This window comes from Bacillus sp. L381, assembly GCF_030284525.1.
In the GTDB taxonomy this organism is placed as follows: Bacteria; Bacillota; Bacilli; order Bacillales; family Bacillaceae; genus Bacillus; species Bacillus amyloliquefaciens.
In genome coordinates this window covers 126085-146390 of sequence record NZ_CP127224.1, presented here as the reverse complement: position 1 = coordinate 146390, position 20306 = coordinate 126085, and the positions used below count along the sequence as shown (strand labels likewise).

The 20306-nt window shown below is 44.2% G+C and carries 29 protein-coding genes; all 29 read right to left on the bottom strand.

Translation table 11 applies throughout. The annotated features are described in order from the left end of the window. Positions 1-20: 20 nt before the first annotated feature. A complete protein-coding gene (gene secY / locus QRX25_RS00830) occupies positions 21-1316 on the bottom strand; it encodes a preprotein translocase subunit SecY (protein WP_013350817.1) in 1296 nt (431 codons plus the stop codon). A 1-nt stretch (position 1317) separates the two neighbouring features. After that, positions 1318-1758 (bottom strand): 50S ribosomal protein L15, encoded by a 441-nt coding sequence (gene rplO, locus QRX25_RS00825; protein WP_065980560.1) that lies wholly within the window; start codon positions 1756-1758, stop codon positions 1318-1320. 30 nt (positions 1759-1788) lie between these two features. Further along, the gene (gene rpmD / locus QRX25_RS00820) at positions 1789-1968 is read right to left on the bottom strand and encodes a 50S ribosomal protein L30 (protein ID WP_003156497.1); all 180 of its coding nucleotides are present in this window, start codon (positions 1966-1968) and stop codon (positions 1789-1791) included. Between the two features lie 13 nt (positions 1969-1981). After that, positions 1982-2482: a 30S ribosomal protein S5 gene (rpsE, locus tag QRX25_RS00815; RefSeq protein ID WP_003156493.1), complete on the bottom strand. Its 501-nt coding sequence runs from the start codon at positions 2480-2482 to the stop codon at positions 1982-1984. A 24-nt stretch (positions 2483-2506) separates the two neighbouring features. Then, positions 2507-2869 carry a 50S ribosomal protein L18 gene (rplR, locus tag QRX25_RS00810; RefSeq protein WP_013350816.1) on the bottom strand — a complete coding sequence of 121 codons (363 nt, stop codon included), beginning with the start codon at positions 2867-2869 and terminating at the stop codon, positions 2507-2509. 33 nt (positions 2870-2902) lie between these two features. Continuing rightward, on the bottom strand, positions 2903-3442 hold the full coding sequence (gene rplF / locus QRX25_RS00805; RefSeq protein ID WP_014469621.1) for a 50S ribosomal protein L6: 540 nt from the start codon (positions 3440-3442) through the stop codon (positions 2903-2905). Positions 3443-3472: 30 nt separating this feature from the next. After that, positions 3473-3871 carry a 30S ribosomal protein S8 gene (gene rpsH, locus QRX25_RS00800; RefSeq protein ID WP_003156489.1) on the bottom strand — a complete coding sequence of 133 codons (399 nt, stop codon included), beginning with the start codon at positions 3869-3871 and terminating at the stop codon, positions 3473-3475. Positions 3872-3902: 31 nt separating this feature from the next. Next, positions 3903-4088, bottom strand: coding sequence for a 30S ribosomal protein S14 (rpsN, locus tag QRX25_RS00795; protein ID WP_003156488.1), 186 nt, complete (start codon positions 4086-4088; stop codon positions 3903-3905). Between the two features lie 22 nt (positions 4089-4110). After that, the gene (gene rplE, locus QRX25_RS00790; RefSeq protein ID WP_013350814.1) at positions 4111-4650 is read right to left on the bottom strand and encodes a 50S ribosomal protein L5; all 540 of its coding nucleotides are present in this window, start codon (positions 4648-4650) and stop codon (positions 4111-4113) included. Positions 4651-4676: 26 nt separating this feature from the next. Next, positions 4677-4988 (bottom strand): 50S ribosomal protein L24, encoded by a 312-nt coding sequence (gene rplX, locus QRX25_RS00785; RefSeq protein ID WP_013350813.1) that lies wholly within the window; start codon positions 4986-4988, stop codon positions 4677-4679. 36 nt (positions 4989-5024) lie between these two features. Next, the gene (gene rplN / locus QRX25_RS00780; protein WP_007410404.1) at positions 5025-5393 is read right to left on the bottom strand and encodes a 50S ribosomal protein L14; all 369 of its coding nucleotides are present in this window, start codon (positions 5391-5393) and stop codon (positions 5025-5027) included. A gap of 41 nt (positions 5394-5434) precedes the next feature. After that, entirely contained in the window at positions 5435-5698 is a 264-nt protein-coding gene (rpsQ, locus tag QRX25_RS00775; RefSeq protein WP_016935900.1) for a 30S ribosomal protein S17, read from the bottom strand. A gap of 22 nt (positions 5699-5720) precedes the next feature. Next, positions 5721-5921 (bottom strand): 50S ribosomal protein L29, encoded by a 201-nt coding sequence (gene rpmC, locus QRX25_RS00770; RefSeq protein WP_003156482.1) that lies wholly within the window; start codon positions 5919-5921, stop codon positions 5721-5723. After that, complete coding sequence (gene rplP / locus QRX25_RS00765) at positions 5911-6345, bottom strand: 50S ribosomal protein L16 (protein WP_003156478.1); 435 nt, start codon at positions 6343-6345, stop codon at positions 5911-5913. Before rplP ends, rpmC begins: the two co-directional genes overlap by 11 nt. Before the next feature lies 1 nt (position 6346). Next, positions 6347-7003: a 30S ribosomal protein S3 gene (gene rpsC / locus QRX25_RS00760; RefSeq protein WP_003156476.1), complete on the bottom strand. Its 657-nt coding sequence runs from the start codon at positions 7001-7003 to the stop codon at positions 6347-6349. A 3-nt stretch (positions 7004-7006) separates the two neighbouring features. After that, entirely contained in the window at positions 7007-7348 is a 342-nt protein-coding gene (rplV, locus tag QRX25_RS00755) for a 50S ribosomal protein L22 (protein WP_003156475.1), read from the bottom strand. A 16-nt stretch (positions 7349-7364) separates the two neighbouring features. Next, positions 7365-7643: a 30S ribosomal protein S19 gene (gene rpsS, locus QRX25_RS00750; protein WP_003156472.1), complete on the bottom strand. Its 279-nt coding sequence runs from the start codon at positions 7641-7643 to the stop codon at positions 7365-7367. A 57-nt stretch (positions 7644-7700) separates the two neighbouring features. After that, the gene (rplB, locus tag QRX25_RS00745; RefSeq protein WP_003156470.1) at positions 7701-8534 is read right to left on the bottom strand and encodes a 50S ribosomal protein L2; all 834 of its coding nucleotides are present in this window, start codon (positions 8532-8534) and stop codon (positions 7701-7703) included. A 31-nt stretch (positions 8535-8565) separates the two neighbouring features. After that, positions 8566-8853: a 50S ribosomal protein L23 gene (gene rplW / locus QRX25_RS00740; RefSeq protein WP_003156467.1), complete on the bottom strand. Its 288-nt coding sequence runs from the start codon at positions 8851-8853 to the stop codon at positions 8566-8568. Continuing rightward, a complete protein-coding gene (rplD, locus tag QRX25_RS00735) occupies positions 8853-9476 on the bottom strand; it encodes a 50S ribosomal protein L4 (protein WP_007615239.1) in 624 nt (207 codons plus the stop codon). The genes rplW and rplD overlap by 1 nt, the downstream gene beginning before the upstream one ends. Before the next feature lie 27 nt (positions 9477-9503). Further along, positions 9504-10133: a 50S ribosomal protein L3 gene (gene rplC / locus QRX25_RS00730; protein WP_003156465.1), complete on the bottom strand. Its 630-nt coding sequence runs from the start codon at positions 10131-10133 to the stop codon at positions 9504-9506. A 39-nt stretch (positions 10134-10172) separates the two neighbouring features. Next, on the bottom strand, positions 10173-10481 hold the full coding sequence (rpsJ, locus tag QRX25_RS00725; protein ID WP_003156464.1) for a 30S ribosomal protein S10: 309 nt from the start codon (positions 10479-10481) through the stop codon (positions 10173-10175). A gap of 248 nt (positions 10482-10729) precedes the next feature. Further along, entirely contained in the window at positions 10730-11692 is a 963-nt protein-coding gene (locus QRX25_RS00720; protein WP_212100090.1) for an alpha/beta fold hydrolase, read from the bottom strand. A gap of 103 nt (positions 11693-11795) precedes the next feature. Continuing rightward, positions 11796-12986 carry an elongation factor Tu gene (tuf, locus tag QRX25_RS00715; RefSeq protein ID WP_003156451.1) on the bottom strand — a complete coding sequence of 397 codons (1191 nt, stop codon included), beginning with the start codon at positions 12984-12986 and terminating at the stop codon, positions 11796-11798. A 119-nt stretch (positions 12987-13105) separates the two neighbouring features. Continuing rightward, positions 13106-15184 (bottom strand): elongation factor G, encoded by a 2079-nt coding sequence (gene fusA / locus QRX25_RS00710; protein WP_007410399.1) that lies wholly within the window; start codon positions 15182-15184, stop codon positions 13106-13108. A 52-nt stretch (positions 15185-15236) separates the two neighbouring features. Then, the gene (gene rpsG / locus QRX25_RS00705) at positions 15237-15707 is read right to left on the bottom strand and encodes a 30S ribosomal protein S7 (protein ID WP_003156447.1); all 471 of its coding nucleotides are present in this window, start codon (positions 15705-15707) and stop codon (positions 15237-15239) included. Positions 15708-15746: 39 nt separating this feature from the next. Continuing rightward, positions 15747-16163, bottom strand: a complete 417-nt coding sequence (gene rpsL, locus QRX25_RS00700; RefSeq protein ID WP_003156445.1) for a 30S ribosomal protein S12 — start codon at positions 16161-16163, stop codon at positions 15747-15749. A gap of 115 nt (positions 16164-16278) precedes the next feature. Further along, on the bottom strand, positions 16279-16527 hold the full coding sequence (locus tag QRX25_RS00695) for a 50S ribosomal protein L7ae-like protein (RefSeq protein ID WP_013350810.1): 249 nt from the start codon (positions 16525-16527) through the stop codon (positions 16279-16281). A gap of 167 nt (positions 16528-16694) precedes the next feature. After that, entirely contained in the window at positions 16695-20294 is a 3600-nt protein-coding gene (rpoC, locus tag QRX25_RS00690; RefSeq protein WP_115998181.1) for a DNA-directed RNA polymerase subunit beta', read from the bottom strand. Positions 20295-20306 lie beyond the last annotated feature (12 nt).

Genomic DNA, 20306 nt, shown 5'->3' with positions numbered 1-20306 from the left:
GAATGGTTAAAACCAGTCCTCTAATTTTTCATAAATCCTCGGTAATTACGTTTCACTAACTGGCTCTCCAGCTGCTTCATTGTCTCCAAGGCTACCCCGACGACAATTAACAAAGATGTTCCGCCAATCTGTGCACTTTGAGGCAATCCAGCGAATTGAATGAAAAAGATAGGAAGAATGGAAATCACGGCTAAGAATATAGAACCCACAAACGTAAGTCGATACAAAATGCTCGTAATTCTATCTTGAGTCATTTTCCCTGGACGAACCCCCGGGATATAGCCACCCTGTTTTTTAAGGTTATCAGCCATTTGTTCAGGGTTTACCTGCACAAAAGCATAGAAGTACGTAAAGGCGATAATTAATGCGACATAAACCGTCATGCCCACCGGATGTGTATTGTCAAAGTTGGCTTGAATCCACTTTGTCACATCGTTTGTTCCGAAAAATGACGCGATCGTACGCGGCGTAATAAGAAACGCAACAGCAAAGATTACCGGAATAACCCCTGCCGGATTCACTTTAAGCGGAAGGTGAGTTGACTGGCCTCCGCCAACAGGTGAACGACCTTGCCCTTTTGCATATTGAATCGCGATTTTGCGTACGGCCTGCTGAATGAAAATAACACCAACAATAACGGCTAAAATCGCAATCACCAGTAAGGCGATTTTTACAATATGAATAAACAGCTGATCGCTGCTGCCGACAAATTGAGTCTCATAAATCTGCCCAACAGTTTTCGGAATACTAGCCACAATCCCCGCGAAGATGATGATCGAAATTCCGTTACCTACTCCATTGGAAGTAATTTGTTCTCCCAGCCACATTAAAAAAGCAGTTCCTCCAGTGAGTACTAAAGCAATAATCAGATATGTCGATATGCCGGATTTTTCAATCAGCATACCGTTTGCCAGGTTGTTAAACCCGTATGACATACCTAACGCCTGGATAAAACCAAGCACAATCGTAAAATATCTCGTGAACTGAGCTAATTTACGGCGGCCGACTTCACCTTGCTTAGACCACTCAGTAAACTTCGGAACAACATCCATCTGAAGCAGCTGAATGATGATCGAAGCGGTGATGTAAGGCGTAATTCCCATCGCGAAGATGGAGAACTGATAAAGCGCACCGCCGCCAAATGTATTAAGGAGATCAAAAACCCCCATCGAACTTTGTGTCTGTAACGCCTGAGCATTAACATATGGCACAGGGATAAACGCACCTATGCGAAAGACGATAAGCATGAGTAATGTAAAAATGATTTTATTCCGAATATCACTCACACGCATAAAGTTGGAGATTGTCTTAAACAAGTTAGATCACCTCAGCTGTACCGCCAGCAGCTTCAACAGCTTCTTTCGCAGAAGCAGAGAATTTATTGGCTTTTACAGTTAATTTTTTCTCTAATTTACCGTTGCCAAGAATCTTTACTCCTGCATTAAGTTTGCTAATAATACCAGTCTCAAGAAGAAGTTCAGGAGTGACTTCCGTTCCTTCCGCAAAACCGTTCAATTTGTCTACATTCACAATAGCGTATTCCTTACGGTTGATGTTTGTAAAACCGCGTTTAGGAAGACGTTGGAATAAAGGCATTTGTCCCCCCTCGAATCCAGGGCGTACACCGCCGCCAGAACGAGCGTTTTGACCTTTGTGACCTTTACCAGCTGTTTTACCGTTACCAGAACCAATACCACGACCTACGCGATTGCGCACTTTGCGTGAACCTTCTGAAGGCTTTAATTCATGAAGTTTCATTAGGACACCTCCTTAGCCTATAGTTTATTTTTATTGTTCTTTAACAGAAACTAGATGAGATACTTTATTAATCATACCGCGGATCGCAGCGTTATCTTCATGAACGACAGTTTGGTTCGTTTTCTTTAAACCAAGTGTTCTTACAGTAACGCGCTGATCTTCCGGGCGACCGATTACACTGCGTTTGAGGGTAATTTCTAATTTAGCCATTAATGTTCCCTCCTTATCCTAACAGTTCTTCTACAGATTTTCCACGAAGCTTCGCAACCTCTTCAGCACGTTTAAGCTCACTTAAACCTTGAAGTGTTGCACGGATCATGTTGATCGGTGTGTTAGAACCTAAAGACTTAGAAAGGATATCAGCAACGCCAGCAAGCTCAAGTACCGCACGTACAGGGCCTCCAGCGATAACTCCAGTACCTTCAGAAGCAGGTTTCAACAAGATATTGCCTGCACCGAAACGTCCGATGATTTCGTGTGGAATCGTAGTTCCAACCATTGGTACTTCAATCAAATTCTTTTTCGCATCTTCAACAGCTTTGCGGATTGCTTCAGGTACTTCTTGTGCTTTACCAGTACCGAAACCTACGTGACCGTTTTTGTCACCGACAACGACTAGAGCTGCGAAACGGAAACGACGACCACCTTTAACAACTTTCGCTACGCGGTTAACCGTAACTAAGCGTTCTTCTAACTCTAATTTGCTTGGGTCAATACGACGCATAATCATGTGTCCCTCCTTTTTTTATTAAAATTTCAGTCCGGCTTCACGAGCTGCATCGGCCAGAGCTTTTACACGTCCATGGTATAAGTATCCGCCGCGGTCAAATACTACGTCAGAAACACCTTTCTCAGAAGCGCGTTTCGCAACGAGTTCACCGACTTTAGCAGCAGCAGCGCTGTCACCAGTGCTTTCCACGTTCAAATCTTTGTCGAGAGTAGAGGCACTAACAAGTGTAACGCCATTTACATCATCGATGATTTGAGCATAAATGTGTTTGTTTGAACGGAACACATTCAGACGAGGTCTTTCAGCTGTGCCTGAAAGTTTAGCACGAACACGAGCATGTCTTTTTTGACGAGCAGCATTTTTGCTAGTTTTCGTAATCATCCAAGGTCACTCCTTTCTTCACTTTAAGCGGTCTTACTTAGCAGATTTACCTTCTTTACGGCGAACAACTTCACCTTCGTAGCGAATTCCTTTACCTTTGTAAGGCTCTGGAGAACGTACAGCGCGGATGTTAGCAGCGATAGCTCCTACACGCTCTTTGTCTGTACCTTTTACAACTACTTTTGTTTGAGAAGGAACTTCGATTTCGATGCCCTCTTCAGGAACGATTTCAACAGGGTGAGAGTATCCAACGTTTAAAACAAGTTTGTTTCCGGATTTAGACGCACGGTAACCGACACCGACTAATTCCAAACCTCTTTCAAATCCTTTAGATACGCCTTCAACCATGTTTCCAAGCAGACTGCGAGTCGTACCATGCAACGCACGGTGCTCTTTATGATCAGAAGGACGAGTGACTGTAAGCACGTTGTCCTCAATTTTGATTTCCATATCAGGATGGAAAGTACGAGTTAATTCTCCTTTTGGTCCTTTCACAGCTACAGTGTTGCCTTCGTTCAGCGTTACTGTAACTTCAGAAGGGATCTCAAGCAGTTTCTTACCTACACGAGACATACTAAAACACCTCCATTCTTGTTAAACTTCTTACCAAACGTATGCTAGAACTTCTCCACCAGCTTGTTTTGCACGGGCTTCTTTGTCCGTTAAAACACCTTGTGATGTAGAAATAATCGCGATTCCAAGACCGTTAAGTACGCGTGGTACTTCATTTGATTTAGCGTATACACGCAAACCTGGTTTGCTGATTCTTTTAAGACCAGTGATAACGCGCTCGTTGTTTTGTCCGTATTTCAAGAAAACGCGGATGATACCTTGTTTGCTGTCTTCTACGAACTCAACGTCACGAATGAAACCTTCACGCTTTAAAATGTCAGCAATTTCTCTTTTCAATTTAGAAGCAGGAATTTCAAGCTTCTCATGACGTACCATGTTTGCATTACGAATACGAGTCAGCATATCTGCAATTGGATCTGTCATAACCATTATATAATTACCTCCTTCCCTTTCTTGGGGATTACCAGCTGGCTTTTTTCACGCCAGGAATTTGTCCTTTATATGCAAGCTCACGGAAACAAATACGGCAAAGTTTAAATTTACGAATGACTGAGTGCGGACGTCCGCAGCGTTCACAGCGAGTGTACTCTTGCACTTTAAACTTTGGTGTACGTTGTTGTTTCGCAATCATTGACTTTTTAGCCACGATTTCGCCTCCCTTTCATTGATTATTTCTGGAACGGCATACCTACTAGAGTTAATAGCTCACGAGCCTCTTCGTCAGAGTTAGCAGTCGTTACGATAACGATGTCCATTCCGCGAACCTTTGTTACTTTATCGTAGTCAATTTCAGGGAAGATTAACTGTTCTTTGATACCTAGAGTGTAGTTTCCGCGACCGTCGAAAGATTTCTTAGAAATCCCGCGGAAGTCACGTACACGCGGTAAAGATACAGAAATAAGTTTATCAAGGAAATCATACATGCGCTCTCCGCGAAGAGTTACTTTCGCACCGATAGGCATTCCCTCACGAAGACGGAATCCAGCAATTGATTTCTTCGCACGAGTAACGACAGGTTTTTGACCTGCGATAAACGTTAATTCTTCAACAGCACTGTCGATTGCTTTCGCGTTTTGAACAGCATCACCAACACCCATGTTGATTACGATTTTTTCGATTTTCGGCACCTGCATAACAGAGTCGTAGTTGAACTTCGTCATTAAAGCAGGTGAAATTTCTTTATTGTACTTTTCTTTAAGGCGGTTCATGAGATAGACCTCCCTTCCTTTAAATACTATTTATCTAAAACTTGCCCAGATTTTTTAGCAATACGAACTTTTTTGCCATCTTCCACTTTGTATCCTACGCGAGTCACTTCACCTGTTTTAGGATCGAGCGGCATAACGTTTGATACATGAATTGGCGCCTCTTGATTAGAAATACCGCCTTGAGGGTTTGCTTGAGTCGGTTTAGAGTGTTTCTTCACCATGTTTACGCCCTCAACTAGAACGCGGTCCTTTTTAGGGAAAGCAGCAAGGATCGTGCCTTGTTTGCCTTTATCTTTACCAGAGATAACCATTACTTTATCGCCTTTTTTCACATGCATCCTGATCGCACCTCCTTGAGTAAGGCATTTATTTCATTAGATAACTTCTGGAGCCAGAGAAACAATTTTCATGAAGTTGTTTTCACGTAATTCACGAGCAACCGGTCCGAAGATACGAGTTCCACGTGGGCTCTTGTCGTCACGGATGATAACACATGCATTCTCATCGAAGCTGATGTATGATCCGTCAGTTCTGCGTGCTCCGCTTTTTGTGCGAACGATAACAGCTCTTACGACTTCACCTTTTTTGACAACGCCTCCTGGTGTTGCTTGTTTAACCGTGCAAACAATTACATCACCAATGTTAGCCGTTTTACGTCCAGAACCGCCAAGAACTTTAATAGTAAGTACCTCACGCGCACCGGAGTTGTCAGCAACTTTTAAACGAGTCTCTTGTTGAATCATTATTTGTTACCTCCCTTCGGAAAAAAGAATTCCGAACTTTATTAGATAATAACAGCTTCTTCGACAACTTCAACTAGACGAAAACGCTTAGTTGCAGATAATGGACGAGTTTCCATGATCTTTACGATGTCTCCGATTTTAGCTTGGTTATTCTCATCATGTGCTTTTAATTTCTTTGAGTATTTTACGCGTTTACCGTAGATAGGATCCTTTTTGTATGTTTCAACAACAACAGTGATGGTTTTATCCATTTTGTCAGAAACAACACGGCCTTGGTAAACTTTGCGCTGGTTACGTTCGCTCATGCTCACGACCTCCCCTCAGTGATTATTTGTTAGCAGCAATTTCTCTTTCACGAATCACAGTTTTCATGCGCGCGATAGCTTTGCGCACTTCACGAATGCGAGCAGTATTTTCAAGTTGTCCTGTCGCTAATTGAAAGCGAAGATTGAAAAGTTCTTCTTTAAGAGACTTTACTTTTTGTTCAATTTCAGCAGTGGTAAGGTCACGAATTTCATTAGCTTTCATTTGATTCACCACCAATTTCTTCACGTTTTACGAACTTCGTTTTAATTGGCAATTTGTGAGATGCAAGACGAAGCGCTTCACGAGCTACCTCTTCAGACACACCAGAAATTTCAAATAAAACTTTGCCCGGTTTTACAACAGCTACCCAGCCTTCAGGAGCCCCTTTACCGGAACCCATCCGTACCTCAAGTGGTTTAGCAGTGTAAGGTTTTGAAGGGAAAATTTTAATCCAAACTTTACCGCCACGTTTCATGTAACGAGTCATCGCAATACGTGCAGCTTCGATTTGGCGGTTTGTGATCCAAGAAGCTTCAAGAGCCTGGATACCGTACTCACCAAAATGTACTTCAGTACCGCCTTTAGCGCGACCGCGCATTTTTCCGCGATGCTCTCTGCGATATTTAACGCGTTTTGGTAATAACATATTATTTTCCTCCTTCCTCAGTTTTCTTCTTAGTAGGAAGAACCTCTCCACGATAGATCCAGACTTTTACACCAAGCTTACCGTAAGTTGTGTCAGCTTCAGATGTTGCATAGTCGATGTCAGCACGTAAAGTGTGCAATGGAACAGTTCCTTCACTGTAGTATTCAGAACGAGCGATGTCAGCTCCGCCAAGACGGCCGGAAACCATTGTTTTCACACCTTGTGCTCCAGCACGCATAGTGCGTTGGATTTGTTGTTTCTGCGCACGGCGGAAAGAAATACGGTTTTCTAGTTGACGAGCGATGTTGTCAGCTACAAGCTGAGCATCAAGATCTGCTCTTTTGATTTCAAGAATGTTAATGTGTACACGCTTGCCAGTAAGGCTGTTAAGGGCTTTACGAAGTGCTTCAACTTCAGAACCGCCTTTACCGATTACCATACCAGGCTTAGCAGTGTGGATCGTAATGTTAACGCGGTTTGCTGCGCGCTCGATTTCTACTTTAGAAACAGAAGCGTCAGAAAGGCGTTTGCTAATGAATTCACGAATTTTTAAATCTTCGTGCAGGAAGTCAGCGTAATCTTTACCAGCGTACCACTTAGATTCCCAATCACGAATGACTCCGATACGAAGACCGACTGGATTTACCTTTTGACCCACTACTTATCCCTCCTTCTTTTCTGATACAACGATTGTAATGTGGCTCGTACGTTTGTTGATTTGGCTCGCACGTCCCATAGCACGCGGGCGGAATCTTTTTAACGTTGGGCCTTCGTCAACAAATGCCTGAGAAATAACCAGATTGTTAGCGTCCATCTCGTAGTTGTGCTCAGCATTTGCGATAGCAGATTTTAAAACTTTTTCGATGATTGGAGAAGCAGCTCTCGGAGTTAGGTTCAAGATAGATACTGCTTCGCCTACTTGCTTACCTCGAATCAGGTCCATTACTAGACGTGCTTTACGAGGAGCAATACGGACTGTTCTTGCAACAGCTTTAGCTTGCATTTAAAAGCCTCCTCTCTTAGCGTCTTGTTTTTTTATCGTCACTGGCGTGGCCTTTGTAAGTACGAGTCGGTGCGAATTCGCCCAACTTGTGGCCTACCATGTCTTCAGAAATGAATACAGGCACGTGTTTACGTCCGTCATAGACTGCGATTGTGTGACCGATAAATTGTGGGAAAATAGTTGAACGGCGAGACCAAGTTTTTACAACTTGTTTCTTGTCCGTTTCATTTAATTTCTCGATTTTTGTCATCAAGTGTCCATCGACAAATGGTCCTTTTTTCAAGCTGCGAGCCATTTTGGAACCTCCCTTCGTGATTGCACTACGGTCCGAAAAGAACCGTAGACAACCCCGTTATTTATTTTTACGACGACGTACGATAAATTTATCAGATTTGTTCTTTTTCTTACGTGTCTTGAATCCAAGAGTCGGTTTGCCCCATGGAGACATTGGTGATTTACGTCCGATTGGCGCGCGACCTTCACCACCACCGTGCGGGTGATCGTTAGGGTTCATTACAGAACCGCGAACTGTAGGGCGGATGCCTTTCCAGCGAGAGCGTCCTGCTTTACCAACGTTGATAAGTTCGTGCTGCTCGTTACCTACTTGACCGATAGAAGCGCGGCAAGCAGAAAGGATCATGCGAACTTCACCAGAGTTAAGACGTACAAGAACGTATTTGCCTTCTTTACCAAGAACCTGAGCAGATGTACCAGCTGAACGTACAAGCTGTCCGCCTTTACCAGGTTTTAATTCAATGTTATGCACAACTGTACCAACAGGGATGTTGATAAGCGGAAGTGCGTTACCTACTTTGATGTCAGCTTCAGGGCCGGACATGATTTCAGTACCTACTTGAATTCCTTTTGGTGCAAGAATGTAACGTTTTTCTCCGTCTACATAGTTGATTAGCGCGATGTTAGCTGAACGGTTTGGATCGTATTCAACTGTAGCAACGCGTCCAGGTATACCATCTTTATCGCGTTTGAAGTCGATAACACGGTATTGGCGTTTGTGTCCGCCACCTTGGTGACGTACAGTCAATTTACCTTGGTTGTTACGTCCGCCTTTCTTGTGAAGGGGCGCAAGCAAGGATTTTTCCGGCTGGTCAGTCGTGATTTCAGCAAAATCTGAAGTTGTCATGCCACGACGTCCGTTAGAGGTCGGTTTATACTTTTTAATCGCCATTTTGAATTTCCCTCCTTCTTTTTACAGATAATTAAGCTTCAAAAATTTCGATTTCTTTGCTGTCTGCAGTAAGTTTTACGATCGCTTTTCTGCGACGGCTAGTCATACCAGTATAGCGGCCGACACGTTTTGATTTCCCTTTGTAGTTCATGATGTTGACTTTGTCAACTTTCACTCCAAAGATACTTTCAACTGCATCTTTCACTTCTGTTTTATTAGCTCTTACATCAACTTCAAAAGTATATTTCTTTTCAGTCATTAAATCAGCAGAACGTTCAGTAATGACGGGGCGCTTAAGAACATCACGAGGATCTTTCATTATGCAAGCACCTCCTCTACTTTTTCAACCGCAGCTTTTGTAATCAGAAGCTTCTCGTGGTTGACAACGTCTAACACGTTGATTCCGTTAGCTTGAACAACTGTAACTCCAGGGATGTTGCGTGCAGAAAGAGATACTGCTTCGTTTGCATCCGCAGTTACGATTAAAGCTTTTTTCTCAACAGATAACCCTTTAAGGATAGCTGCCATTTCTTTTGTTTTAACCGTATCAAGAGTAAGATCTTCAAGAACAATAATGTTGTTGTCGTTCACTTTAGAAGACAATACTGATTTGATTGCCAAGCGGCGAACTTTTTTAGGTAATTTGTAAGAATAGCTGCGTGGTGTTGGGCCGAATACGACACCACCTCCGCGCCATTGCGGTGAACGGATTGAACCTTGACGGGCACGACCTGTACCTTTTTGACGCCATGGTTTGCGACCTCCGCCGCGTACTTCAGAACGATTTTTTACTTTGTGAGATCCTTGACGTAAGGAAGCTCTTTGCATAAGAATAGCGTCGAATACTACGCTCTCATTTGGCTCAATTCCAAATACAGAAGCGTTTAATTCGATATCACCAGCAGTAGAACCGTTTTGGTTGTATAATGCTACTTTTGGCATGATCAATTTCCTCCTTTCCTAAGAGACTTATTTAGATTTAACAGCACTTTTTACAGTGATTAAAGCTTTTCTCGCACCAGGTACGTTACCTTTAATCAGAAGAAGATTGCGCTCAGCATCAACTTTTACGACTTCAAGGTTTTGGACAGTGATTTGATCTCCGCCCATGCGTCCAGGTAATAGTTTACCTTTGAATACACGGTTAGGATCTACAGGTCCCATTGAACCAGGACGACGGTGGTAGCGTGAACCGTGAGACATAGGTCCGCGAGATTGTCCGTGGCGCTTGATTGCACCTTGGAAACCTTTACCTTTAGATACTCCTGTTACATCTACGATTTCTCCTGCAGAGAAAATTTCAACCTTGACTTCCTGACCAATTTCATACGCATCCATATCCACGCCGCGTAATTCTTTAACGAAGCGCTTAGGAGCAGTTTCCGCTTTTGCAACGTGTCCTTTTTCCGGTTTGTTTGAAAGCTTTTCACGCTTATCGTCAAAACCAAGCTGGATCGCTTCATAGCCATCATTTTCAGCTGTTTTCTTTTGAAGAACAACGTTTGGAGCTGCTTCAATAACAGTTACCGGGATAAGATCACCGTTTTCTGCGAATACTTGCGTCATACCAATTTTTCTTCCTAAGATTCCTTTGGTCATTCGTCACACCTCCTATTAAGATCATTCTATATTTTAGAATTAAAGTTTGATTTCGATATCGACACCAGATGGTAAGTCTAATCGCATGAGAGCATCAACAGTTTGTGGTGTTGGGTTCACAATATCGATTAAACGTTTATGTGTACGCATTTCAAATTGCTCACGAGAATCTTTGTATTTGTGCACCGCACGAAGGATTGTGTAAACTGATTTTTCAGTTGGCAACGGAATCGGACCAGATACGCTGGCACCAGAACGTTTTGCCGTTTCAACAATCTTCTCTGCAGATTGATCAAGGATTCTATGATCATATGCTTTTAAACGAATACGAATTTTTTGTTTTGCCATTATTTTCCCTCCTTTTCGCCTACATCACGTTAGACAGTTCTCCGTGAGAAAAACCTGATCACCTTGCCATGGCAAAGCGGCCGGGTGTGTCAGCAACCTCTCACTTCATCGCAGTCAAAGACCAACATACACTATTATACAGAAAATAGACGCATGTTGCAAGGTTTATTTAAAGAACCTTGTGGTTTTCACACTTTGATTATTATACAGGTGATGCCATGATTAATCAAGGATATGCCTGTTTTCTTTCAGAGATGGAAAGATGCGAATCGGCTGACAACTTCAGCAAAGCGATCCGGCTCTTCCAAGTGAGGCGAATGGGCTGAGTTTTCAAACCAGTGCCATTCTTTATAAGGAGCCTCAACCTTCTGATAATATTCGTAAGATATCGTTCCCGGCACCGTCAAATCGAATCTTCCTGACATAAAACAGCACGGTATTTCAATAGAAGAAACTGATTGCCCGGCATCAAAGAAAATGAGATCTTCCCATAGATATTTCAGGCTGAACATCTGTCCCCGCGCGGCTAAGAAGCTGCCTCTCACACCGTACGGTTCACCAAACAGCATTCGTCCGCCTGCTTTAAGGGTGCCGATCGGATTATGGGTAAAACCTCCTCCCTTCATCTCGATACAAAGCAGAAACAATGAGCGCTGCAGCTGGCCGTTCCATGGAGGTGCACCGATAAAGCTCAGCGTCTTTTGCAGCAGGCGGTGTTTGCGCTCCCTGCTCCATTCCGTCAGCAGCCGGTAAGCTTCCGTTTCTTCCTTTTGGATATTTACAACCTGACTGATACCGATATACCCATAATACAAATCAGATCTCTCTTGAAGAACATGAAGCGCCAGGACTGATCCCCACGAATAGCCGGCGATATATATTTTTTGCCTGTTGAATTGCTTGCATAAGCGTTCGGTCAAATGAATGGTGTCAGCTGTCAGCTGATCCAAAGTCATAGACGAGCCCGGAATTTCATTTGAATATGAAAGTCCCGCCCCTCTCTGATCCCAGTTCACAACAGTGAAATGCTTTTCCAGCTCGCTCTGGTACTTTTTCGCATAACCGATTTGAGGCGTGCCGGGTCCGCCGTGCAAAAACAAAAGCAGCGGATTGTTCCTGTCATTACCATTAACCATAATGGTCTGTTCGCTGTCGTTAATCAGCAGTTGTTGAAGCATTGAAATCCGTTTTGTCTTGAAGTTATCAATCATCGCTCTGCTCCTAAATTTTGTATAACTTCTATTATACATTGAATCAGCCGGGAAACAAAAAAACGAGGCCCCGCATGGGACCCCGCATTAATGAACGAGTCGATTACTCAGTGATTGTAGAAACAACGCCTGAACCAACTGTACGTCCGCCTTCACGAATAGAGAAACGAGTTCCTTCTTCGATAGCGATTGTAGAGATAAGTTCAACGATCATTTCAGTGTTATCTCCAGGCATAACCATTTCTACGCCTTCTGGAAGATTGATGATACCAGTTACGTCAGTTGTACGGAAGTAGAACTGAGGACGGTAGTTAGAGAAGAATGGAGTATGACGTCCACCCTCTTCTTTAGAAAGAACGTAAACTTCAGCTTTGAATTTGCTGTGTGGAGTGATTGTACCTGGTTTAGCAAGTACTTGACCACGTTGGATGTCTTCACGAGCTACACCGCGAAGAAGTGCACCGATGTTGTCTCCAGCTTCAGCATAGTCAAGAAGCTTACGGAACATTTCAACACCTGTAACAGTTGTTTTGCTGTTTTCTTCTTGAAGACCGATGATTTCAACTTCGTCACCGACTTTAACTTGTCCGCGTTCTACACGGCCAGTAGCAACTGTACCACGACCAGTGATTGAGAATACGTCCTCAACTGGCATCATGAATGGTTTTTCAGTGTCGCGTTCTGGAGTTGGGATGTACTCGTCAACTGCAGCCATAAGTTCAAGAATTTTTTCTTCGTACTCAGCGTCGCCTTCAAGAGCTTTAAGAGCAGAACCCTTAACAACTGGTACATCATCACCAGGGAAGTCGTATTCGCTAAGAAGATCGCGAACTTCCATTTCAACAAGCTCAAGAAGCTCTTCGTCGTCTACCATGTCGCATTTGTTAAGGAATACTACGATGTATGGTACACCAACGTTTTTAGAAAGAAGGATGTGCTCACGAGTTTGTGGCATTGGGCCATCAGCAGCAGATACTACAAGGATAGCTCCGTCCATTTGCGCAGCACCAGTGATCATGTTTTTAACATAGTCAGCGTGTCCTGGGCAGTCAACGTGTGCATAGTGACGAGTGTCAGTTTCGTACTCAACGTGTGCAGTAGAGATTGTGATACCGCGCTCACGTTCTTCTGGAGCACCATCAATTTGATCGTACGCCATAGCTGTACCTTTACCAGATTTCTTATGAAGTACTGTTGAGATAGCAGCAGTTAATGTTGTTTTACCATGGTCAACGTGTCCAATTGTACCGATATTGGCATGTGATTTGGAACGGTCGAATTTTTCTTTAGCCATTCTAAAATCCTCCTTAAGAGCTTTTAATTAGTAATGTATAGAGTGATAGAAAGTGAAAGCAAGCTCTCACTTCCTCATCTTACAATAGTAGTTATACTTGAGTTAAGTGGCAAAATCAATTATTCGCCTTTATTTTTTTTGATAATCTCTTCAGCGATGCTCTTCGGCACTTCTTCGTAGTGATCCATGAACATTGTGAACGTACCGCGTCCTTGCGTGTTAGAACGAAGGGCAGTAGCGTAACCGAACATTTCAGCAAGAGGTACCATCGCACGCACAACTTGAGCGTTACCGCGAGCTTCCATACCTTCTACGCGTCCGCGACGAGAAGTAACATCACCCATGATGTCTCCCATGTATTCTTCAGGAATAACAACTTCAACTTTCATGATTGGTTCAAGAAGAACTGGGTTACATTTGCTGACTGCATTTTTCAATGCCATAGAAGCAGCGACTTTAAACGCCATTTCGTTTGAGTCAACATCATGGTAAGATCCATCAAAAAGTTTTGCCTTGATGTCGATTAGCGGGAATCCGGCTAAGACACCATTTTCAAGAGAGTCTTCAAGACCTGCTTGTACGGCTGGGATGTATTCACGAGGAACGACACCACCGACGATTGCGTTTTCGAATTCAAAGCCAGCGCCTTCTTCGTTCGGTTCAAATTCGATCCAAACGTGACCGAACTGACCGCGTCCGCCTGATTGACGTACGAATTTACCTTCAACTTTTGCACCGGTACGGAATGTCTCACGGTACGCAACTTGAGGAGCACCAACGTTAGCTTCAACTTTGAACTCACGCTTCATACGATCAACAATGATATCAAGGTGAAGCTCACCCATACCAGAGATGATTGTTTGACCCGTTTCAGGGTTTGTTTGTGTACGGAATGTAGGATCTTCTTCAGCAAGTTTTGCTAAAGCGATACCCATTTTATCTTGGTCAGCTTTTGATTTAGGCTCAATCGCTACGTCGATAACAGGCTCTGGGAATTCCATTGATTCAAGGATTACAAGATCCTTCTCATCACATAGAGTATCTCCAGTAGAAGTATCTTTTAGACCTACAGCAGCTGCGATGTCTCCAGCGTAAACAGTAGAGATCTCTTCACGGCTGTTAGCGTGCATTTGAAGGATACGTCCTACGCGCTCACGCTTGCCTTTTGTAGAGTTCTTTACATATGAACCGGAATCAAGTGTACCGGAATATACGCGGAAGAATGTCAGCTTACCGACATAAGGGTCAGTCATAACTTTAAATGCAAGTGCAGAGAATGGCTCTTCATCAGAAGAATGACGAACGATCTCTTCATCTGTGTCAGGACGCACACCTTTGATTGCAGCAACATCAGTTGGCGCAGGAAGGTAGTCAAGAACAGCATCAAGTACAAGCTGAACACCTTTGTTTTTGAAAGCAGACCCAACAAGTACAGGGTAGAATTCAACATTCAGTGTACCTTTACGGATAGCAGCTTTCAGTTCAGGAATAGTGATTTCTTCACCCTCAAGGTACTTTTCCATAAGCTCTTCATCAAGCTCAGCTACAGCTTCAATCAGGCTGCTGCGAAGCTCTTCAGCTTGCTCTTTGTACTCTTCAGGGATTTCTTTCGCATCTGAACGAGTTCCAAGGTCATCTTCATAGAAATACGCAACGTTTTCTACTAAGTCGATGATACCTTCGAAGTTGTCTTCAGCACCGATCGGCAATTGAATTGCGTGAGCGTTAGCTTGAAGACGGTCTCTCAGAGTGCCTACAGAGTAAAGGAAGTCTGCGCCGATTTTGTCCATTTTGTTGACAAATACGACACGCGGTACTCCGTAAGTTGTTGCTTGGCGCCATACTGTTTCTGTTTGAGGTTCAACACCTGATTGAGCATCAAGTACGGCAACCGCACCATCAAGTACACGAAGTGAACGTTCAACTTCAACTGTGAAGTCTACGTGTCCCGGTGTATCGATGATGTTTACACGGTAACCTTTCCACTGTGCAGTTGTTGCTGCAGAAGTGATTGTGATTCCGCGTTCTTGCTCCTGCTCCATCCAGTCCATTTGCGAAGCACCTTCGTGAGTTTCGCCAATTTTATGGATACGGCCTGTGTAGAACAAGATCCGTTCTGTAGTTGTCGTTTTACCGGCATCGATGTGAGCCATGATCCCGATATTACGAGTTTTTTCTAAGGAGAACTCTCTTGCCATTGGGTAATTTCTCCTTCCTCATTAGGGAATTGTAATTTTGATTATATAAATCCTACCAGCGGTAGTGAGCGAATGCTTTGTTCGCTTCTGCCATCTTGTGAGTGTCTTCACGTTTCTTAACGGCAGCACCAGTGTTGTTAGCTGCATCAAGAATTTCGTTAGCCAGGCGCTCTTCCATTGTTTTTTCTCCGCGAAGACGCGCATAGTTAACCAACCAGCGAAGACCAAGAGTTGTACGGCGTTCAGGACGAACTTCTACAGGCACTTGGTAGTTAGCTCCACCTACACGGCGTGCTTTTACTTCAAGTACAGGCATGATGTTTTTCAAAGCTTGTTCGAAAACCTCCATTGCATCATTGCCAGTGCGTTCTTTAATGATATCGAATGACTTGTATAGGATTGTTTGAGATTTACCTTTTTTACCGTCGATCATCATTTTGTTGATCAGGCGGGATACAAGCTTAGAGTTGTAAAGCGGATCAGGTAAAACGTCTCTTTTTGCTACAGGACCTTTACGTGGCATCTGAATATCCTCCCTTCATAGTTTTAATGATTTATTTGATTACTTTGCTTTAGGGCGTTTAGTACCGTATTTAGAACGGCCTTGCGCACGGTTTTCAACTCCGGCAGTATCAAGCGCACCACGAACGATGTGGTAGCGTACCCCCGGTAAGTCTTTTACACGTCCGCCGCGGATCAGTACAACGCTGTGCTCTTGCAGGTTGTGACCGATACCAGGAATGTAGGCAGTAACCTCGATTCCGTTAGTCAAACGAACACGAGCATATTTACGAAGTGCTGAGTTCGGTTTTTTCGGTGTCATTGTACCCACACGAGTACATACCCCGCGTTTTTGTGGAGAAGATACGTTAGTGTGCTCTTTTTTAAAGCTGTTGTATCCTTTGTTTAGTGCAGGTGACTTAGAGTTTTCAACTTTGCTCACGCGTCCCTTGCGAATTAGCTGATTAATTGTAGGCATATTGTGTTCCTCCCTTCATTACGTTTTATAACCCACATACCCAGGTGGTTCATCATTAGGCAAAAAACAATGTCTTTACACAAGATTGAAATCTTATATAAAAACAAAAAGTACGCTATAACATAATGGCAACAGCTGCTGCTCCCACTTCAATTCCGCAGGCTTTGCCGAGCTTTTTCATGGAATCCACCATACAGACAGCGATGTTTTGGTTCTTTGCAAGCTGGATAACGCCAGCCGTAAGAACTGAATCCGCGTCTTTTGCCACGACGACTTCCTTCACTGAACCTCGTTTCAGAGCTTTCACTGTTTGCTTCGTACCAATAATAATTGATTTGGCCTGTGATACTTTATCATAAGACATAAACATATCCTCCAAAGTAACAGGTTTTATTCGAGCACCTTGGTTATATTATCACTCTGCGGGACGGATGTCAACATCGTATGACATTTTTTAGTGCAGTCAGCCGCAAGAATAAATGTAATACTGAGGAAAAGCTGTCGAAACAGCCTTTCCCGCAGCAGTTTATGTTATTCAGCCGGAACCATATCTTCCGCAGGCTGAACGTTTGAAACAGGTTTTACTTTTCTGTAATTCATCATACCGGTACCGGCCGGAACCAGTTTACCGATGATAACATTCTCTTTCAGGCCGAGAAGTTCATCACGCTTGCCTTTAATCGCAGCATCTGTAAGAACGCGTGTTGTTTCTTGGAATGATGCGGCAGACAAGAATGAATCTGTCTCAAGTGAAGCTTTCGTGATACCGAGAAGGACAGGACGGCCTGTAGCAGGTCGATTGCCTTCAAGCAGCACTTTTTTGTTCGCTTCTGTGAATTGGTGAATATCAAGCAATGTGCCAGGAAGAACATCAGTATCTCCGGCATCGATCACACGGACTTTGCGAAGCATCTGGCGAACCATTACTTCTACGTGTTTATCACCGATTTCAACCCCCTGCATACGGTAAACCTTCTGAACCTCATGCAGAAGATATTCCTGAACCGTTGTCAGGTCAGTAACTTTAAGAAGTTCTTTCGGATCGATAGAACCTTCTGTCAGGACTTGGCCGCGGGTAATTTGATCACCCTCAGCAACTTTCAGGCGTGAGTTGTAAGGTGCCGTGTATGAACGTGTCTCAACAGCGCCCTGAACAACAATTTCCTGCTGTTTGTCGCGGACTTCATTGATTTCGGCAATTGTACCGTCAATTTCAGAAATCGTCGCTTGACCTTTCGGATTACGCGCTTCGAAAAGCTCTTGGATACGCGGAAGACCTTGTGTGATATCGTCTCCGGCAACCCCGCCTGTGTGGAACGTACGCATTGTTAACTGTGTTCCAGGCTCACCGATAGATTGGGCGGCGATAATACCTACTGCTTCGCCGACTTCAACGTCGGTTCCGGTTGCAAGGTTTCGTCCGTAGCATCGTTTACATACACCATGAGGAGTGTTACATGTGAACGCAGAACGGATCCACACTTCTTCGATTCCTGCTTCAACGATTTCCAGCGCTTTATCTTCATCGATCAATTCGTTTTCGTTAATGAGCACAGCACCCGTTTCAGGATGTTTGATCTGTTTTCTGGCGAAACGTCCGATCAGACGCTCTTCCAGACGCTCGATGATTTCCGTACCCTCTTTAAGCGGTTTTGCAAGAATACCGCGGTCAGTTCCGCAATCTGTTTCACGAATGATAACATCCTGCGCAACATCAACAAGACGGCGTGTCAGGTAACCTGAGTCAGCTGTTTTCAGGGCGGTATCGGCAAGACCTTTACGCGCACCGTGAGTGGAGATAAAGTACTCCAATACTGTCAGGCCTTCACGGAAACTTGATTTGATCGGCAATTCAATGATTCGTCCAGCCGGGTTGGCCATCAGACCGCGCATACCCGCAAGCTGCGTAAAGTTAGATGCGTTACCACGGGCTCCTGAGTCACTCATCATGTAGATCGGGTTGACTTCGTCTAATGATTTCATCAGTTTGCCTTGGATAACGTCCTTCGCTGAACTCCAAATTGAAATAACTCTTTCATAACGTTCTTCTTCAGTGATTAAACCGCGTCTGAACTGTTTCATAACATTATCAACTTTGCTTTGTGCTTCTTCAAGGATTTCCTGCTTATCATCGAGAACGACGATATCAGAAACCCCTACTGTGATGCCGGCTTTCGTTGAATATCTGAAACCGAGGTTTTTCATGCGGTCAAGCATTTTAGACGTTTCCGTGATATGGAATCGTTTAAAGATTTCCGCGATGATTTTACCCAGAATGCCTTTTTTAAACGGTGCGTTGATCGGCTGCTCTGCAATCACAGCTTTTACGTCAGCACCTTTATCTAAGAAGAAACGGTCAGGTGTTTTCTCTTCAATGTTGCTCTTCGTCGGCTCATTCATGTAAGGGAATGACTCAGGAAGAATTTCATTGAAGACTAACTTACCGACTGTTGTAATTAACAGTTTTGAACGCTGCTCATCTGTAAATGTCACATTCTTCAGGGAGTTCGCCGCAACGGCTACTCTCGTATGAAGGTGAACATAACCGTTTTGATAAGCAAGAAGCGCTTCGTCCGTATTTTTGAAGACCATACCTTCGCCGACTGCTCCGGCGCGCTCAAGCGTCAGGTAGTAGTTTCCTAATACCATATCCTGAGACGGCGTAACAACCGGTTTACCATCTTTAGGGTTCAAGATGTTTTGGGCCGCAAGCATCAGAATGCGCGCCTCAGCTTGAGCCTCAGCTGATAAAGGTACGTGAACCGCCATTTGGTCACCGTCAAAGTCAGCGTTATAAGCTGTACATACTAACGGGTGAAGACGGATGGCGCGTCCTTCAACAAGCGTAGGTTCGAAAGCCTGGATACCTAATCTGTGAAGCGTAGGGGCACGGTTCAGTAAGACCGGATGCTCCTTAATGACAGATTCAAGTACATCCCATACTTCAGGCTGCACGCGTTCGATTTTGCGTTTTGCGCTCTTGATATTGTGAGCAAGACCTTTTTCAACAAGCTCTTTCATAACGAATGGCTTGAAGAGCTCAAGCGCCATTTCCTTCGGCAATCCGCACTGATACATTTTCAGGTGCGGACCTACGACGATAACGGAACGTCCTGAGTAGTCTACACGTTTACCGAGAAGGTTCTGACGGAAACGCCCTTGTTTCCCTTTCAGCATATGAGAAAGAGATTTGAGCGGACGGTTACCCGGTCCGGTAACCGGACGGCCGCGGCGTCCGTTGTCAATCAGAGCATCGACTGCTTCCTGAAGCATACGTTTTTCGTTCTGAACGATGATGCTAGGAGCGCCGAGGTCTAACAGACGTTTTAAACGGTTGTTACGGTTGATGACACGACGGTAAAGGTCGTTCAGGTCAGACGTTGCGAAACGTCCGCCGTCAAGCTGAACCATCGGTCTTAACTCAGGCGGAATAACCGGTAGCACATCGAGGATCATCCAAGACGGCTTGTTTCCTGAATTACGGAAGGCTTCAAGCACTTCAAGGCGTTTGATCGCACGCGTACGGCGCTGTCCTTGAGAGGTTTTCAGCTCTTCTTTTAACATATCAACTTCTTTGACGAGGTCGATGTCCTGCAGAAGTTTATTAATGGCTTCCGCACCCATAGAGGCTTGGAATTTGTTTCCGTACTTATCCAGATACGCACGGTATTCCTTTTCAGATAAAAGCTGTTTCTTTTCGAGCGGTGTATTGGCCGGGTCAGTTACGACGTAAGAAGCAAAGTAAATGACTTCTTCCAGCGCACGCGGTGACATATCCAATACAAGACCCATACGGCTCGGAATACCTTTGAAATACCAAATGTGAGAAACCGGGGCAGCCAGTTCAATATGCCCCATTCTCTCACGACGGACTTTAGCCCGCGTTACTTCAACTCCGCAACGGTCACAAACTACGCCTTTATAACGAACCCGCTTGTACTTGCCGCAATGACATTCCCAGTCCTTCGTCGGTCCGAAAATGCGTTCGCAGAACAGGCCGTCCTTTTCAGGTTTCAACGTACGATAGTTTATCGTTTCAGGCTTTTTCACTTCACCAAAAGACCATGAACGGATTTTATCCGGTGAAGCAAGACCGATGTTCATATACTCAAAATTGTTCACATCTAGCAAGGGGCCTACCTC